Below are 16,154 nucleotides of genomic sequence, written 5' to 3'. Positions count from 1 at the left end.
ATCACAGGATGCCGCAGGCGCAATGGTTTTGACAGGCGGGACGGCTGGGCGTTTACGGTTTACGCTAGCCGGCGCGAAGTTGTTGGGCTTTTGTAAATTGGGGTTAGAAAGCATCCCGCTGATCGATACCATGGCGTCGAATTAACTGTTTGGAATTCGGTTATTGGGAAGTCATCGGCTTGCTTGGGTAGGGCATGATCGTCTTGTCTCGACCCTTATTAGTCGCTCGTAACCGCTTCCAGTCAATGACAACCTTCTCGGCTAAGCGGTCAGCCTTTATTATTCATATTTCCACACTCAATGTGGAAAAAGCACCGTCGGAAGATGGTTTCCGATATAACCGATTATGAAATCCCGCTCATTTCTGTCTTCAATGAAATGAATACGGTGACTTTTCGAAAAATCAGTATGATGTTCGAATATGTCAAATGTATTGCCCTCTGGCATACGGAATTTACGGGCGGCAAGGCAATCAGAGTTGCTCATTGTAGAAGCACTTTCTCCTCGCCATTGAAACAGATAACTCGGAGTAACAGATTCAGCCTTGCGCCAGTGTTCGGCTGTTTCGTTCATTTTAGCCAGTTTTGCCAACACTCCAGTAATGTATCGCGAATCGATCTGCTCGATCTGATCAGCTACATCAGGAGAGAATCGTAGATTTGGAAAAAGCTTTTCCTTCTCAGAATTCAATTCCGCTGCTGTGGTAACTGAACTGATATATCTTTTCTTGAACAGTTCCTGAAGCAAATAGCAGTGGCCTTCCCGGCTGGCATGGTCAACCACAACTTCTCGAATAATTGATAGGTCACTACAAACATATGCTCGGAGCGGATGTGTGTCCCATATAGGAGATGTGGGGATGCTGACTACAACATCTCCACTGTAAAGAGCGAAACCAACTGCAAAACAGTCTGGCCCTTCAGCGGTTGCTATACGGTATTCTTGCACAATCAATGCGTCTTCAAGCTCTTGATCAAGTAATAGGCCGATTTCAATTGGTATCTTTGTATCGGGTGTCAATACGAAAGATCGCATATCTCGATCTGAGGTTTTATCGAGTAACCAATCTTCTACCGCCCATTCGTCTCCAGATTGTGTCAATATACGGACATCCTGAAGGCAGCATTGAGACCGGATGACATTATTAGTGGCCCCGATGTCAATTAGTGTACCGATCACCGAAACAAACTCTTCGAAAGCTATACGCGCAGACTCGAGATCGGGAACGGAGCAACATGTAATAGATGTTTCATTGAAAATGATATCTGGCGTACGCATGTTTCAGTTTTTCGATTTACGGACTAGTGCCGCGAGCATGCGTTCGTGTTCATCAAAAAAGCCATCAGGCCAGAAGGAAAGTCTACCGTTAGCATCAATTTCCGGCGTTTCTATATAGGCATTTGTCCCTTCACGTTGGAAGTAATGCAATGCGACGTTTTCAGGTGTCAACTCTTCTCGCCGAACTGCCACACGCAATCCGTTCATGACGTGATCACTGTGAGTCTCTAAAATAACCTGCACATTTCGACCAACCAAAGCAATCAACCTTGCAAGTTCGGCTTGGCCTCGTGGATGTAAGTGAGCCTCAGGGTTTTCCAATAGTAATACGGTGCCAGGTTCAGCAGAAAGCAGGGCCACTACGAGTGGCAGACAATATGTCAACCCGAAACCAACATGAGTTGGCCTATAATAACGCGAAGCCACATCGCCTCGCCGTTCAAAACCATAACCTAGCAGAGAAACTCCGGCGTCGCGTAGCGGTTTCACATCGATGCGTACACCGGGACTAAGCTCGCCTAACCATGCCTGAACATGATGAATAAGGCTATCGCCTTTAGCGGCGGGATGGCGTGCGGCAATATTTTCGACTGGCGCATCGCCATGTTCGATTAGGTAGCGAATCGCATATTCGCCGTAAATACCCAATCCTTTTGTTTGCTCCACATCTTCATATGGATAGGTCAACCTCGGCCCCCAACGTTCCGCACTTAGATAGGAAAACCGTAACTGATCAAGGGTCGCCAAATCTTTGCGCCCGAATATATCCTCTGTAACAAGCCGGTGAGTCTGGGGATTGTATTTGAAACGCCAAGAATGCGATTGCTGAGACGTTTCACAAGCTATCAATATTTCATCAGTTTCGGCAAACTCGTATAACAACTCTCTACCGCTACCCTGAGATACATAGTCGCCATTAGGAAATAATTCAGCATGATCAGTGCTTGGGTCTCGCTGATAATCGATCTGTTTTAAAAGCAAGAGTGCTTGGATTACCGAACTTTTCCCTGCACTGTTCAATCCGGCAAGCAGCGTAACGTTACGAAATGGAATTTCTAAGGTCTTAAATCCTTTGAAGTTTTCAAGATGCAGCTTTTTCAGCATGCATAACCTCCTGAATCAGATTGCCGATTACTTTAAACCGCAACCGTACATTTGAAACGGAACCAGTAGCGGCTGAAATTGACGATTGGAAATCCAAGTCAAGCATCATAATGTCTGCGAATTTATCCATTAGAGCTTCACGATGTTTCTCGAGGTAATCGATTTCATCGCTCGAAAGTTTTGACAAATTCACGGCCCACACTTCGAAAAGTGCCTTATTAATTGGACTTAACCTATATCCGTAACCGTAATATTTTCGAAACGCCCATTTACCAAAGATTCGCTTCGCAGCATCCATCGTATTTTTGAAGCGTTTGGTTAGATCCTTGATTTTATTATTCGGCCACGAATTGATTTCATCCATGGTTTGAATTAACAATGCATCGAGATCGCCGGTATTGTATTTATCCGGAGGATTAATGTAAAAAGCGCAAAATCTGAGTACACACTCCCGATCGGCCATGCGCTCATCGCGAATACTGTTGCGTGTAACCTCTTTGAAATTTTTGGATTCAGCCAATTCCTTTAGTAATTTTGTAGCGGCCCCTTGCTTTATGGCGTGACGAATTTCCTGTGCCGATAACGGCAACCCGCCGGTATTAATTCGCTTGAAGATATTAAACATAACCGGCGAAGGAGTACCCGGCTGAATTATGTGAACGGTGACTTCGCTTTCCATAATTCGGCGTTGCATCTGACGATTAAGATCAACAAATTTTTTACCATTCAATTTATGAAGAAATTCTAACCCTTGCAACACCAACACTTTGTCATGAATGAACTCTTTAAGTGTCGTAATACGTTGAAGGCCGTCAACTACAGACCAACAATCCTGTTGATTCGAAGCGACGTAAAATACAGGTAGAGGAATCCGTAGTAGCAAAGACTCAATGAGGCGCGATTTTCTAGTCTGATCCCATATGCCGGCCCGACGCTGAAAGTCGGGCATTAAGTCTATCTCTTCATCGCCACCTCGAATCCTTGCCATGATCAAATCAACTGTCATAGGTTTAGTCTTGACATCGATCTTCTCAGGATCGAACGGCTCGACTATTGCGACAGAGTCATCAGAAGTTTTCTCAACCTCTACTCCAGTGCGCTGCTGATCAGAAGTCAATTCTTCCAATAAGTCTTGTTCTTGTAGGTTTTCTTTATCCATACATATCAAATCGATTCATTCCTCGCCTAACATATTGCCCATTATCAAAAACAACAATTCCAAAGACTTCCTTGAGAGCTATCACAATGCGCTCATTATAAGGGTATAAAAATGTAAACAAAGCCAAGTTTTACGGATGGCTCCGTCCATAGGTAAGCAGACTTTCAAGCGTCAGACTTAATGGGAGAGCGAAAGTCCGGTTTTGGCCGATAGCCAGCATTGAAGACCTATCCAACCTTCGTTGAAATCAGGCCATGCCACTATTTGCCATCCAACTCTGCTTTAAATAAAGCATCGCGAACACCACTATCGATTCGACGTTCGTCCCTGAAATCGCGATCGCGAAAATTGAAGTCCGCCGAAAGGCAAAATTTCGCTTTGCGCCGAACCGTTACAAGCGCTATCGGTTCTCGGTAAATACCACGACGTCCGGCGATGGCCGGCGGGCCTCGGCGTCCAGCAATGCGGCGATGGCGGAGACGATGCCGTTCAGGTCGTCGGCCTTGAACACGCCGCTGATGCGTTGGCTTGCCAGTCCGGGCGAGGCCAGTTGGATGCGGACAGGATGGTAGCGCTCGATTTCAGCGGCTACCTGGGCCAAGCTTTGGTTGCGCCAGATGATTTCGCCGCGCCGCCAGGCTTGGTGGGCTTCGATGTCGATGGCGATCGGCGCGGATTGGCGCCCGGACGCGTTGTAGGCCAGTTGCTCGCCGCCGCGCAGCGAGGTGGTGGCGAGAGCTTGGGCATCCGCGCCGGAGCGGACTTCCACTTCGCCTTCGAACACGCTGACCGTGGTGGATGCCGGACCGCGATAGACCGCGAATTGGGTGCCGATGTCGCGGGTTTCGCCGCCGTCGGCCTTGACCACGAAAGGTCGCCAGGGTTGGTGGGCGACTTGAGCGAACAGTTCCCCGCGTTCGAGTGTCAACTCGCGCCGGCCTTTGTCGTATCGAACCGTGACATCGGTCGCGGTGTTCAATTCCAGCAAACTGCCGTCGGCCAAGGTCACGCCGAGCCGTTCGCCGATGTCGGTATGGTAGTGTTGATAGTGTTCGCCGAAATACGGGTTCCGCCACAGGAGGCCAACCGCCAACAGCAGCGCGGCGGCGATACCGACAGGATAAAAACGCTTGGCGATGGTGCGGCGAGTTGGTTTACCGCTTAACGGACCGGCATAGACCGACTGCAACGGACTCATGGCTTGCCACAGCGACTCCAACGTTTGATATTCCTGACGGTGGCGCGGATCGGCGGCCAGCCAGCGTTCGAATTCGAAACGGTCCGCCGCGCCGCAGTCCGGCGAACGCAGCCGGGCAAACCAAGCACTGGCGGCCTCGGCCGGCGACGGCGCGTTGGGATGGTCAGGCATCGCCGGCTCCCGTCGAGCCAGCGCGGCGCGGCGCAAAAATCCAGTGGCGAGTCATGTCACGGTTCCAACAAGCCGGCATCCTGCAGGTGCTGCCGGCAAGTCAGCAGGCCGGCGCTGACGTGTTTTTCCACCATCGCCACCGAAATACCAAGGATGTCGGCGATTTGCGGGTAGGTGAGATTGTGAAAGCGATGCAGAACGAAGGCTTCGCGCCGGCGCGGCGGCATCGAGTCGATCGCGGCGCGAATCACGGCTTGGGTTTGCGATAGGCTTAATTGTTGTTCGGGATTGTGGTCCCGGCTGGTTTGCTCCTCGAGCGCCGCGTCGCCGTCGTGTTTGGCGTCGTGCCAGTCCCGGCGGTTCAGTACGTTGACCGCTAATTGGCCGGCGATATGAAACAGCAGGGCCTTGGGGCTTTGAATGTCTTGAGCGGGGATGATCTTCAACAGGCGCCGATAGGCTTCCTGGGCCACATCGGCGGCATCCTGCGGACAATCCAGGCGCCGCCGCAACATGGCCTGCAAATCCTTCTGATGGGTTTCGATTAGGCACTGAACCCTGTGCCTTGCCAAGTCGTTCATGCGTTGGGATGTTTGCGTCGAGTGAAAGCGTGAATTCTCCGCGCATGGTACACCGCAAATTGTCGTCGCGCTATCGCGTAAGCCGATTCGCCAATCGATGCCCGTGATGCTGTTGTTGGCTAGCGGCTGGCATCCTATGGCGAGGAACGCCCGCCGTCATCCAGGCGGGACCAACGTGGCGTTCCATTTTGCCTGGGCTAATATTGAACGCTGATGGACCCCATGAAAAATCGGGGTTGACCGAAGGTTGGAAACATCAGGCTGGGACTATCGAATCCGGCTCCGGTGAAATAATACTTATCCAATAAGTTATTCACATTCAACTGCGCACTGACTTTGGTTTTTCCAACCTTGATACTGTAGGCCGCCAACAAATCAACGGTGGCATAGCCAGGGATGGTAAATTGCGGCGCGAGACAGCAAGTCAATTGACTGCTTTGCAGATTAACCCCGCCGCCAAATTTGAAGCCTTTCAAAGTGTCGCTTTGAAATTCATAGGTACTGAAAACGCTGGCGGTATTGCGCGGTACGCCCCAATTGCGAGTCCCGACCGGATACAAGCCCAAAAAGGCTTCATTTTCGGGATTGGTTTTGCTGATAGTGGTGTCGGTATACGAGTAAGTGGCTATTGCATTCCAGCCCGGCAAAATCTCGCCTTGAATATCCAGTTCCGGACCGCGGTTGTGGACTTCGCCAACCGCGATCTGACAGGGACCTCCCCCGCAGTCATTGAGATGCCTGGGGTCGGTTGAGGCTAAGTTGGTTTTGGTCAGGTCGTAATAAGCCAAGGTGGCGCGCAAGCGGCCGTCAAAGAACGAAGTCTTGATACCGCCTTCGAATTGGCTGGCACTGGTCGGGTCTATGGTTTTGCTGACGCCGGGGCTGACATAAGTCTTGCCGGTATTGGCGCCAAAACCTTCAACATAGTTGGCGTAAAGGCTCAGCCAGCTTTGCGGTTGCCACAGAATGCCGACGCGCGGCGTCACCGCGTCTTGGGTCGTTGGGTCTTGTAGAGTCACCGTGCCGGTGTAGTTTTGCGATGACTGCTTTTGATGAATGTACTGGTAACGAATACCGCCCATCACCTGAAAGTTATAAGGTAGCTTGATCTGATCCTGGAAATAAAGGCCGTATTGATCGGTATTGGTGACGGTTTTGTTGTAGCTGGTCGGATCGACCGTCGGTGGATAATTTCTGCCGGGATGGCTGGGGTTGAAGGCATCGATATTCGATGGTTCCGAACCGCCCGCATACCAATTTAAAAAAGAACCAAAATCGGTCTGGGAACTACCGCTAGAGTCAAGTCGGTAATAGTCGCCGCCGAACAGCAGGGTATGGTTCAAGCCCAACGTATCGAAATGCCCCACCAGATCGAGATTGGTGGAGTAGGTGTCTTTATCGTTTTTCTGGTTTATGTAGGACAATCGCGGAATAGAATTAGGCGTGATGGGGCCGAGAACAAAACTTTGAAATACAGCCAATGTCGCGGGATCGGCCAGATTAAAAACGGGGTAACTACTTACTGGAATAAAGCTATCGTTCAAATTGGCCGATACCCGATGCTTGATCGACCAATCGTCGTTGAATTGGTGCGACCAATTCATGCCTACGAAAATGGTATCGGTCTGGCCTGGCGAATATTCGCCATAATTACGGCTATTGGGAATATTCAGAAGTTGACCGTTTATAGCCGGCACGGCCGCAACGTCGGCGCCAAACTTTTTATGCTGATATTCCAATTCCAGCATTGCCTGAGTTTTAGGGCTGATATTCCATTTTAGCGAAGGCGCGAAAAACACGCTGTCGTTGAAGACCAAGTCGCGAAAGGAATTGCTGTTTTCATACGAAAAAACCGTGCGATAAAGCAAGGTGTCGTCTTGGGTCAGCGGACCGGTGGCATCCAATACGGTTCGATATAGATCATAAGAACCGAACTGTTGGCTGGCGGAATAATAGGGCGTGGCTAACGGTTGCTTGGTGACGACATTGACCATGCCGCCCGGCTCGGCCAGGCCATATAAAATGGCTGCGGGGCCTTTCAGAACTTCTACACTTTCCACGTTAGCCATTTCACGCTGGGCCGAGCCCTGTTGCAACCTAAAGCCGTTACGAAAGAAGGTTTCCGAGGCAAAGCCCCTCAACGTGATTTGCTGATTGGCGACGTTGGCATTCCCCGTGCCGTAAGCAAAACTGCCGGTGGTCACGCCGCTGACGTTTTTCAAGGCCTGTCCCAGGTTGATGACCTGCTGATCCTTCAACACCTGTTTGGATATCACCTGCACGTTCAACGGCGTTTCCATGATCGGCGTGTCGGTCTTGGTGCCGCTGGTGGCGTTCGGCAGCACGTAATCTTCGTTATACGGATCTGTGGCGTCGAATTGAACGGTTTGGCCGACGACGTTGACCGAGGGCAGTGTATTCGCCGATTGCGGCTGATCGGGTTTCGTTGGGGCTTTTTCCAAAACCAGCGTGTTCCCGTTTTCCAGGCGATAACGTATCCCGCTGTTCTCCAGGATTTTTTGTAGCGCGGCGCTTGGCGTAAAACGCCCCTGAAGCGCGAGGCTGATTTTGCCGGCCACCAGTTCCGCATCGTAAAACAATTGCAAGCGGGTTTGGCGACTGAAAGCCTTGAGGGCCTCGCCCAGGGTTTGCGACGGCAGATCGAAGTCTTGCGGTCCCTGGCTGCTGGATTGGACCGGTTCGGCGGCGGCGGCCACGGGTAGCGAAGCGGGCAGCGCGGCGCACAATAGGCAAAATAGCGGCGATAGTGGTTTTTGAGTCATCGGTGTCGTTTCCTTTCGGTTAGCCTCGAAGTAGGCCTTCTTTTACACTGACGAAACGACGGGGGTAGGGTCGTAAAAATCCGCGGAATTTTTTTTGTGGGGAGGCTCAGTAAATCGCCGTTAGCCAAGCGCCCAAGCGAACCGTCCGAAGTTGCTGAGTGTTGGCAATGGTCTGGATCGCGGTTTCCAGGTCGTTGATATTGAAAACACCGCTGACTTTGCGTTGGGCGGCCGTCCGATTCATTAAAACCAGCTTGCCGGGCCGGTAGCGGTTCAGTTCCGCGATCACGTCGGTCAGCGACTTTGCGGTAAACACCAATTGGCCGTATCGCCAGGCGCGGGCGTCGTCGCCGACGCCATTCACCAGCGGAGCGGCACCGGTTTCATCGTCGAGATGTTGTTGTTGGCCAGGGTTTAATACGCCGACCAGGTGGTCGGCGTGCTCAATCTGTACGGTGCTTTCGAACACCGATACCGTGGTTTGCCCCGAGTCGCGGTAGACGCTGAAGTCGGTACCCAGCGCGGTGACGCGATCCGGACCGGTAACGACGGCGAAAGGCCGATGGCTGTCGTGGGCGACCCGACACTCGACTTCGCCGCGCAACAGTCGAATTTGCCTGCCTTGCGGGGTAAAGGCTATCGCTAGCGCGGTGTCGGCGTTCAGATACAGCGTACTGCCGTCGCTCAGTTGTACCGTTTTGGATTCGCCGGGCGCGGTCGCGAAGTCGGCTTGCAGCCGGTCCGGTAATCTGAAATGCCAACTCAGCAAGCCGACCGCCAGTAAAATCGCCGCCGCGTAGCGGAGTGCCGGCGCGCGAAAGGCTGTGGTCCGCGTCCGGACCGCGCTGCTGGCACTGCTCAGGCCTTGCCAATGTTTGCGCATCTCAAAAAATCGGGCGCGGTGTTCCGGCGACTGTTTGATCCAGGCCATGAAAGCACGGCGTTCGTGTTCGTCCATCCGGCTGGATTCTAGCCGGGCAACCCAGTGCGCGGCTTCGTTGGCGATGGCGTCGGCGTCGCTTGTTCGGTAAGCGGAATCGGCCACGTTCAAAAATCCTGCATGCGCTGTCTGCAGTACAGTAGCGCTTTCGCAATAGTTTTTTCGACCCAGCTTTTGGACTTACCGTAGCGCTTGGCGATTTGTTCCAGCGAGACACCTTGATAACGGTTCAGATAGACCACATCGGGAATCGGCGGCGGCAGTTGTTGTAATAGGCGCTCGTAGGTTTCCAACTGTTGCCGGTAATGCAGATCGGTTTCGTGGTCGAAGCCGGCGTCGGCGTTTTCCCAGATTTCCTCGCTGTCGTTAACCCAGTGGCCGCCCTCGCGCTGTCGGCGGCGATAATGATCGATCAATAAATTTCGCGCCAAGCGGTTCAGATAGGCGCCAGGCGTTTGAATCGCGCTCAGGTCGTCCATTTCCAGCAGCTTCAAATAGACCTCTTGCAATATCACCTCCATCGATTCGCGATCGGGGCAATGCCGCCGCAGATAGCGTTGCAAGTCCTGATAATGGTCGTCGTAGAGTTTACCGACTAGGGAGGGGTTGATTGAAACCGCGGCGGCGGTTTCGGTGGGCCATGTCAACGGTTCATCGATGGCGATGGTTTTATTCATGACGAGGTGTGTTCCTTAACCTGTTGGTCGGCGGCATGGTGGGGAATGTCGCCAACTTGAATGTAATAAAACTATGCCATCGATTGTTGGAAAAGGCTACCGGCGAAACGATGCGCGGGGCGGAATGCGGATATAGCCGTCCGTGATCTAACGGAGTTCAGTATTCGATTTTGATGGAACCCATAAACGAACGGGGCGTACCGAAGCTGACGTAACTGGTGTCATAACCCAGAGCCGAAGGGATGCGATAGGGCATGATGGAGCTGTAGTGGTATTTGTCCAGTAGATTGTTGACGTTGAATTGCCCGCTGATTTTGGATTTGCCGATGTTGCGGCTGTAGGCGGCCATCAAATCCACGGTTTCGTAACCCGGCACCTCCAGATCGGCGCCCGATGGATCGTTGGTTGCCTGATTGTCGCGCAAGGTGATGCCGCCACCGACTTTCAATCCTTGCCAGTCACCGTTCTTGAATTCGTAGGTATTCCAAAAGCTGGCGGTATTTCTTGGCACGCCGTGATAACGATCACCCTGGGCGGGGTAGGCATTGAAGGTTTTGGTGGTCACCACATCGGTATTGGCATAAGTCGCTATCACGTTCCAGCCGGGCAGGATTTTGCCTTGAATGTCCAACTCCGGCCCACGGCTGAGCACCGCGCCAGCCACCACGGAGAAGCCTTGATTGGGCCGCAGATTGTCGTCGGTAGCCACATTGGTTTTGGTCAGGTCATAGTAAGCCAGGGTGGCGCGTAAGCGCCCGCCAAAAAACTCGGTTTTCGCGCCCACCTCCCATTGTTCGGCTTCCGATGGGGGCACCGCTTGATTTGGCCAAACCTTACCCAGATTGGCGCCGAAGCTTTCGGAGTAATTGCTGTAATAGGCTGTTGATTTTATCTCCTCCGCAATCGGCATTGATTTGTTGAATCAGATGCGCGACTAATTCATAAAGCATTGTTCTGAATGATAAAACAGCAGAATCTTCAAATATTACATCGATCCCATGCGCGGCGCCGACATCACCCAATAAGAGCTGTTCAGTTACCGAACCCTGGAAGAACGGATTCCGAAAAAACATCCGCTCCGCAAGCCGCGCAAAGTGGTCGATCTGCTACTGTCCACATTCAACGATGAGTTCAACACGCTCTACGCCCGTCGCGGACAGGATCCCATTCCGCCGGAACGTTTGCTCCACACCCGCCTACAGCACGTCCTGTTTTCCATCCGTCCAGAACGGCAGTTGGCAGAGCATATCGATTTCAACCTGTTGTATCGCTGGTTCGTTGGCTTGACCATGGACGACGAAGTTTGGGACGACTCCACTTTCAGCGCCAACCGCGACCGCTTGCTGAACGAGCGCATCAGTCGCTTGTTTTTCGAACGAGTGCCGGCCTTGGCGGACTGGCAAAAATTGCTGTCCGACGACCATTTTTCCGTGGACGGTACGCTGATTCAGGTCTGGGCCTTGCTTAGAATTGAAGGTGGTTTCTGTTTTCGGGTCGTCAAGCTGCTTGCGGTTGTCGGCCGTAAACTTCGGGCTGTCTCGGATCGCAGACTAGTCCGGTTCTGTTGGTCATTTTGCGTCAGTGCATCAAGGAACACGGAATGCTCCACAATAGCGTGGCGGTGGCCGGTTCGGCGAACGTGATCTCCAAACGTATTAGCGAGGCTTTTTTGACGATTACGCTGGCGGGTGAGGTGCTTAGCAATTGGCCTACAACGTCGGAGTAATTCGGCTCATGTCCGACCAGCCACACGTCGTCGGTATCTTCGGCGAGAATGGTCAGCTCTCGAAGCAAGGTGTGAGTGTCGTTGTCGCCTGCTAGCCATGGCGCTGTATGCGGCATAGGGCAGCCGGTCAGATTCGCCTGCAGCAGTTTGGCGGTTTGTTGAGCCCTCGCCAGCGGGCTGGCGTAAAGTCTGCCGGGCAAGAGGCGGTTGCGGAGACAGAATCTAGCCAGGCGTTTGGCTTGTTTCTCCCCCTTTTCGGTTAGATGGCGGTCGGCGTCGGCGATGCCGATACGTTGCGGCTCGGCGTCGGCGTGTCTAAGCAAGGTGATGATCATAGTGCTCTAGTTATCTGGAGGTTAGGGGCGCAACGGCTAGCGGTGCGATATTGGGTAATCTTGACTAAATTACTGGGTATAGCCATAATCCGTTACCTATTTTGTAGTCACTGAAGAGTCTAAATTATGGCTGATGCGATTGTATTTACCGATAATGCCGCGCGGAAGGTTGCCGGCCTGATCCAGGAAGAGGGTAACGATAACCTTAAGTTGCGGGTCTATATCTCCGGCGGCGGCTGTTCGGGGTTTCAATACGGCTTCACGTTTGACGAGGACATCAACGACGACGATACCCAAATCGAGAAGGACGGCGTCACGGTGTTGATCGACTCGATGAGTATCCAGTATTTGCAAGGCGCCGAGATCGATTACAAAGAAGATTTGTCCGGCGCGCAATTTGTCATTCGGAACCCCAACGCGACGACCACTTGCGGTTGCGGATCGTCGTTTTCCGCTTAACGCTTATTGCCCGGATAAATTCCGCCCAGCGTTACCGGCGTTTTCGCGCCGGTAACGCTGGGTAAATTCCCTGCTTGGTTTTGTAAGGTTCGTTTCGCCAGCCAAGCGAAAGCCATCGCTTCGACACAATCCGGGTCGATGCCGAATCTCGCGGTCGATTCGACCGGTACGTTTAACGCTTTTTCCAACAAGCCTATCAAGTGGCCGTTATGCGCTCCGCCGCCGCACACCAGCACTTGTCTCGTTTCGGCTGCCCAAGCGAGGATTGCGGCGGCAATCGAGTCGGCGGTGAATTGACAGAGCGTGGCCTGCACGTCTTGCGGCGGTAAGTCGCCGAATGGTTGGAGTTTTTCCGTTAGCCAAGCGCTAGAGAAGTATTCCTTCCCAGTGCTTTTTGGGGGGGGCGAGCGGAAATATCGATCATCCAACAAGGCGGCGAGTAAACCGGCGTGAACATTGCCCGTCGCGGCCCACGCGCCGTCGGCGTCGTAGGCTTGTTGGCGTTGCCGCTGACACCACCAGTCCATTAGGCCGTTGCCGGGGCCGGTGTCGAAACCGATAACCGGCTGATCGTTTAAAACTGTGATGTTGGCGATGCCGCCGATATTAACGATTACTCGCGTTTGCGTCGAGTCGCCGAACACCGCGCTATGAAATGCCGGTACTAACGGTGCGCCCTGACCGCCGGCGGCGATGTCGCGGCGGCGTAAATCGGCTACGGTTGTGATGCCGGTGCATTCCGCGATCACATTGGGATCGCCGATTTGCAGTGTAAATGGGAAAGGCGGTTCCGGCGCATGGTAAATCGTCTGGCCGTGGCTGCCGATTGCGTTGACTCTGCTGGCGTCTATGTTGGCTTTCGCCAGCAAGGCGGTTGCCGCGTCCCCAAATAATATGCCGAGTCTGCAGTCCAGTTCGCCGTATTCTTTTAAATGCACCGCTTGATTGGGCTGGCTAATCCGGTAAATGGCGCTGCGGAGTTCTTCGCCGAAGGGTTGATAGTGAAACGCGATCAGACGGATGGCGCCGTCGCTGAAATCGACCAGCGCGGCGTCGATGCCGTCGACGCTGGTTCCGGAGATCAAGCCGACATATAGATCGGGCATAGGCTTAATTTTGGGCGAACTGAGCTTCGCCTTTCGCTTGTTTGAGTTGGGCAAGCAAGGGTTGGGTTTGCGCCTTGAATTTGGCGAGTACCGTAGCGTCCATGGGAAGGGAATGAGGTAGTTTGACGGTTAGAGGATTGACGTGTTCACCGTTGATCCTGAATTCGTAGTGCAAATGTGGGCCGGTCGCTAAACCGGTACTGCCGACATAGCCGATAACCTCGCCCTGTTTCACGGAACCGCCGGTTTTTAAACCGGACTTAAAGCCGGACAGATGGGCGTATAGGGTTGAATATTTTTGGCCGTGTTCGATTTCCACCACATTGCCGTAGCCGTTCTTGCCGCCTTTGAAAATGATTTTGCCGTCCCCGGTGCTCTTAATCGGCGTGCCGGTCGCGGCCGAATAATCGACGCCTTTGTGGGCGCGTATCGTGTTCAGGATGGGATGTTTGCGGTGCAAATCGAAGTGCGAGCTGATTTTGGCGAAATCCATCGGCGTTTGTAGGAAGGCTTTACGCAGACTGTTGCCTTCGGGGGTGTAGTAACCGGTGTTGCCTTGGTTGTCCTCGAAGCGTACCGCCGTATAGACCTTGCCCTGGTTGACGAATTCGACCGAGAGAATGTCGCCGCTGTCGAATTCCTTGCCGTCGACGAAGAGTTTTTCGTAAACCACGGTAAATTGATCGCCCTCCCGTAAATTCAGCGCGAAATCGATATCCCAGGCGAAAATGTCGGCCAGTTTTAAAATCAGTTTCTCAGGCAGCCCGGCGCGGGTGCCGTCTTCAAATAATGATGCGTGGATAGTCGCCTTGGCACTGGCGAGTTGGTAATCGACTTTTTTGCTGAGCAGTTCGACATCGAACTCGTCGTCGTGTCGAGTCGCAATCAGCGTTTCGAAGGGGGTTTTTGCATAGGTGAGTCGTTCCAGTTCGCCATCGGCGTTTAGGGTGGCCACCACGTCGTTACCGGGGGCAACATCGGCGAATTGTTTGCCTGTGGCGTTGGCATGGACGATTTTATGCAGGTCTTCGCGGCTTAAGTTCAAGTCGGAGAAAATAGATGACAAGCTTTCGCCGGATCGGACGGTATGTTCAAGTTCTTCCGTGACGTCCAAAGGCTGCTCGGGAGCCGGCTCGACGTAATTCGTATACTGGTTGATTTTTGCGGAGATCAGGGCTTCTTGTTCAAGCGTCCTTTTATCTTCGAAGGTTCTATGCGGTATTAATCCGTAACTTGCGCCGGCGGCAACAACGGTGTAGGCGCCGAGTAGCGCCGACTTGAGTATTCTGTTCTGCACAGTAATCACTTTTCATTGTTTGTCGAGCGTCTCATTGTAGGCAATTTCGTCGTTAACTGCCATAAACGGGCATTTTTTATCCTCACGTACAATTGCATCATATAATGCGCCCCCAAACTTTAAGGTTACCGGGAGGGGAAATTGTTGCAGGAAACTTTGGCTCAACTGCGTTACGGCGCTGACGAAATTTTGCTGGAAGCGGATTTGCTGAAAAAATTAGAAGAGGGTCGGCCGTTAACGATCAAGGCTGGATTCGACCCCACCGCACCGGATTTACATCTTGGTCACACCGTACTGATCAACAAGCTCAAACAGTTCCAGGATATCGGGCATAAGGTGCAATTCTTGATCGGCGATTTTACCGCGATGATCGGCGATCCTACCGGCAAGAACGTTACGCGGAAGCCGTTAAGTCGGGAAGAGGTGGTGGAGAACGCCAAGACTTACCAAGCCCAAGTTTTCAAAATTCTCGATCCCGAAAAAACCGAAGTCAAGTTCAACTCTTCCTGGATGGGTGCGATGACCAGTGCCGAGTTGATCCAGTTGGCGGCCAAGCATACCGTAGCTCGAATGCTGGAGCGGGACGACTTCAGTAAGCGCTACAAAAGTGGTCAAGCGATTGCTATCCATGAATTCCTTTACCCGTTGATTCAAGGTTACGATTCCGTCGTCATGAAGGCGGATGTCGAGTTGGGAGGAACTGACCAAAAATTTAACCTGTTGGTAGGGCGCCAGTTGCAGGAAATATATGGTCAAAAGCCGCAGGTGGTGTTGACAATGCCTATTTTGGAGGGCTTGGACGGCGTTCAGAAAATGTCCAAATCGCTCAATAACTATATCGGCATAGCGGATACGGCGGATGACATGTTTGGTAAGTTGATGTCGATTTCCGACGATTTGATGTGGCGTTATTTCAAACTTTTGAGTTTTCGGCCGATGGCGGAAATCGAATCACGACGGCAAGCCTGCGCCACCGGTGAGAATCCGCGTAATCACAAAGTCGCGCTGGCCCAGGAAATCGTCGAAAGGTTTCATGGGGCGGCGGCGGCGGTCTCCGCATTGGAAGCTTTCGAAGCCCGGTTTCAACGCGGCGCGCTGCCTGATGATATCCAGTCCGTGGGGTTGAAGGTCGATGCGGCTGGGATTCCAGTTGCCAATTTGTTGAAAAACGCCGGGTTGGTCGATAGCACTTCGGAAGCGATGCGTCTGATCAAGCAAGGCGCCGTGAAAATCGATGGAGAAAAAATAGAAGACGTTAAAGCCGTTATCCCGGTCGACACCAACCATGTCTACCAGGTTGGTAAGCGTAAGTTTGCTCGCGTCGAAATAACGCTTGACGC

14 protein-coding genes and 1 pseudogene are annotated in these 16,154 nt (G+C 52.5%); 3 read left to right on the top strand and 12 right to left on the bottom strand.

Going from position 1 to position 16,154, the window contains the following annotated elements; translation table 11 throughout:
* Window positions 1-297 precede the first annotated feature (297 nt).
* The 9 genes from A1355_RS17570 to A1355_RS17530 form a co-directional block, all read right to left on the bottom strand.
* Window positions 298-1,278 (bottom strand): hypothetical protein, encoded by a 981-nt coding sequence (locus A1355_RS17570; RefSeq protein WP_064030580.1) that lies wholly within the window; start codon window positions 1,276-1,278, stop codon window positions 298-300.
* A 3-nt stretch (window positions 1,279-1,281) separates the two neighbouring features.
* Window positions 1,282-2,382: an AAA family ATPase gene (locus tag A1355_RS17565; protein ID WP_064030579.1), complete on the bottom strand. Its 1,101-nt coding sequence runs from the start codon at window positions 2,380-2,382 to the stop codon at window positions 1,282-1,284.
* Entirely contained in the window at window positions 2,360-3,541 is a 1,182-nt protein-coding gene (locus A1355_RS17560; RefSeq protein ID WP_064030578.1) for a DUF262 domain-containing protein, read from the bottom strand. The genes A1355_RS17565 and A1355_RS17560 overlap by 23 nt, the downstream gene beginning before the upstream one ends.
* Window positions 3,542-3,941: 400 nt before the next feature.
* Window positions 3,942-4,910, bottom strand: coding sequence for a FecR family protein (locus A1355_RS17555; RefSeq protein ID WP_157197936.1), 969 nt, complete (start codon window positions 4,908-4,910; stop codon window positions 3,942-3,944).
* A 56-nt stretch (window positions 4,911-4,966) separates the two neighbouring features.
* Entirely contained in the window at window positions 4,967-5,491 is a 525-nt protein-coding gene (locus tag A1355_RS17550) for an RNA polymerase sigma factor (RefSeq protein WP_064030576.1), read from the bottom strand.
* Window positions 5,492-5,688: 197 nt separating this feature from the next.
* A complete protein-coding gene (locus A1355_RS17545; RefSeq protein ID WP_064030575.1) occupies window positions 5,689-8,274 on the bottom strand; it encodes a TonB-dependent siderophore receptor in 2,586 nt (861 codons plus the stop codon).
* A gap of 106 nt (window positions 8,275-8,380) precedes the next feature.
* Window positions 8,381-9,319: a FecR family protein gene (locus A1355_RS17540; RefSeq protein WP_157197935.1), complete on the bottom strand. Its 939-nt coding sequence runs from the start codon at window positions 9,317-9,319 to the stop codon at window positions 8,381-8,383.
* A gap of 2 nt (window positions 9,320-9,321) precedes the next feature.
* Window positions 9,322-9,891 carry an RNA polymerase sigma factor gene (locus A1355_RS17535; RefSeq protein ID WP_064030573.1) on the bottom strand — a complete coding sequence of 190 codons (570 nt, stop codon included), beginning with the start codon at window positions 9,889-9,891 and terminating at the stop codon, window positions 9,322-9,324.
* A gap of 157 nt (window positions 9,892-10,048) precedes the next feature.
* Complete coding sequence (locus A1355_RS17530) at window positions 10,049-10,801, bottom strand: TonB-dependent siderophore receptor (RefSeq protein ID WP_064030572.1); 753 nt, start codon at window positions 10,799-10,801, stop codon at window positions 10,049-10,051.
* A gap of 118 nt (window positions 10,802-10,919) precedes the next feature.
* Between A1355_RS17530 and A1355_RS24730 the strand changes: the two are divergent.
* Window positions 10,920-11,351 (top strand): annotated as a pseudogene (locus tag A1355_RS24730) (transposase); the annotation flags it as partial.
* A gap of 118 nt (window positions 11,352-11,469) precedes the next feature.
* Here A1355_RS24730 and sixA read toward each other — a convergent pair.
* A complete protein-coding gene (gene sixA / locus A1355_RS17520; RefSeq protein WP_064030569.1) occupies window positions 11,470-11,952 on the bottom strand; it encodes a phosphohistidine phosphatase SixA in 483 nt (160 codons plus the stop codon).
* Window positions 11,953-12,078: 126 nt separating this feature from the next.
* Between sixA and erpA the strand changes: the two genes are divergently transcribed.
* On the top strand, window positions 12,079-12,411 hold the full coding sequence (erpA, locus tag A1355_RS17515; RefSeq protein WP_064030567.1) for an iron-sulfur cluster insertion protein ErpA: 333 nt from the start codon (window positions 12,079-12,081) through the stop codon (window positions 12,409-12,411).
* Here erpA and A1355_RS17510 read toward each other — a convergent pair.
* Both A1355_RS17510 and A1355_RS17505 read right to left on the bottom strand, forming a co-directional pair.
* Window positions 12,408-13,517, bottom strand: coding sequence for an anhydro-N-acetylmuramic acid kinase (locus A1355_RS17510; RefSeq protein ID WP_064030565.1), 1,110 nt, complete (start codon window positions 13,515-13,517; stop codon window positions 12,408-12,410). The genes erpA and A1355_RS17510 overlap by 4 nt on opposite strands.
* 4 nt (window positions 13,518-13,521) lie before the next feature.
* Complete coding sequence (locus A1355_RS17505) at window positions 13,522-14,814, bottom strand: peptidoglycan DD-metalloendopeptidase family protein (RefSeq protein ID WP_064030563.1); 1,293 nt, start codon at window positions 14,812-14,814, stop codon at window positions 13,522-13,524.
* A gap of 144 nt (window positions 14,815-14,958) precedes the next feature.
* Between A1355_RS17505 and tyrS the strand changes: the two genes are divergently transcribed.
* On the top strand, window positions 14,959-16,154 hold a 1,196-nt coding region (gene tyrS / locus A1355_RS17500; RefSeq protein ID WP_231883712.1), incomplete at its 3' end, for a tyrosine--tRNA ligase.

Origin of the sequence: Methylomonas koyamae (assembly GCF_001644025.1) — a bacterium.
GTDB lineage: Bacteria > Pseudomonadota > Gammaproteobacteria > Methylococcales > Methylomonadaceae > Methylomonas > Methylomonas koyamae_A.
This window is presented reverse-complemented; position numbering and strand designations above follow the sequence as displayed.

What these genes read in the sequence shown, in the direction of transcription:
- A1355_RS17560 (WP_064030578.1), bottom strand. Translation starts at nt 3,541, where the DNA reads ATGGATAAAGAAAACCTACAAGAACAAGACTTATTGGAAGAATTGACT.
- A1355_RS17555 (WP_157197936.1), bottom strand. Translation starts at nt 4,910, where the DNA reads ATGCCTGACCATCCCAACGCGCCGTCGCCGGCCGAGGCCGCCAGTGCT.
- A1355_RS17535 (WP_064030573.1), bottom strand. Translation starts at nt 9,891, where the DNA reads ATGAATAAAACCATCGCCATCGATGAACCGTTGACATGGCCCACCGAA.
- A1355_RS17570 (WP_064030580.1), bottom strand. Translation starts at nt 1,278, where the DNA reads ATGCGTACGCCAGATATCATTTTCAATGAAACATCTATTACATGTTGC.
- A1355_RS17510 (WP_064030565.1), bottom strand. Translation starts at nt 13,517, where the DNA reads ATGCCCGATCTATATGTCGGCTTGATCTCCGGAACCAGCGTCGACGGC.
- A1355_RS17565 (WP_064030579.1), bottom strand. Translation starts at nt 2,382, where the DNA reads ATGCTGAAAAAGCTGCATCTTGAAAACTTCAAAGGATTTAAGACCTTA.
- A1355_RS17545 (WP_064030575.1), bottom strand. Translation starts at nt 8,274, where the DNA reads ATGACTCAAAAACCACTATCGCCGCTATTTTGCCTATTGTGCGCCGCG.
- A1355_RS17530 (WP_064030572.1), bottom strand. Translation starts at nt 10,801, where the DNA reads ATGCCGATTGCGGAGGAGATAAAATCAACAGCCTATTACAGCAATTAC.
- A1355_RS17550 (WP_064030576.1), bottom strand. Translation starts at nt 5,491, where the DNA reads ATGAACGACTTGGCAAGGCACAGGGTTCAGTGCCTAATCGAAACCCAT.
- sixA (WP_064030569.1), bottom strand. Translation starts at nt 11,952, where the DNA reads ATGATCATCACCTTGCTTAGACACGCCGACGCCGAGCCGCAACGTATC.
- erpA (WP_064030567.1), top strand. Translation starts at nt 12,079, where the DNA reads ATGGCTGATGCGATTGTATTTACCGATAATGCCGCGCGGAAGGTTGCC.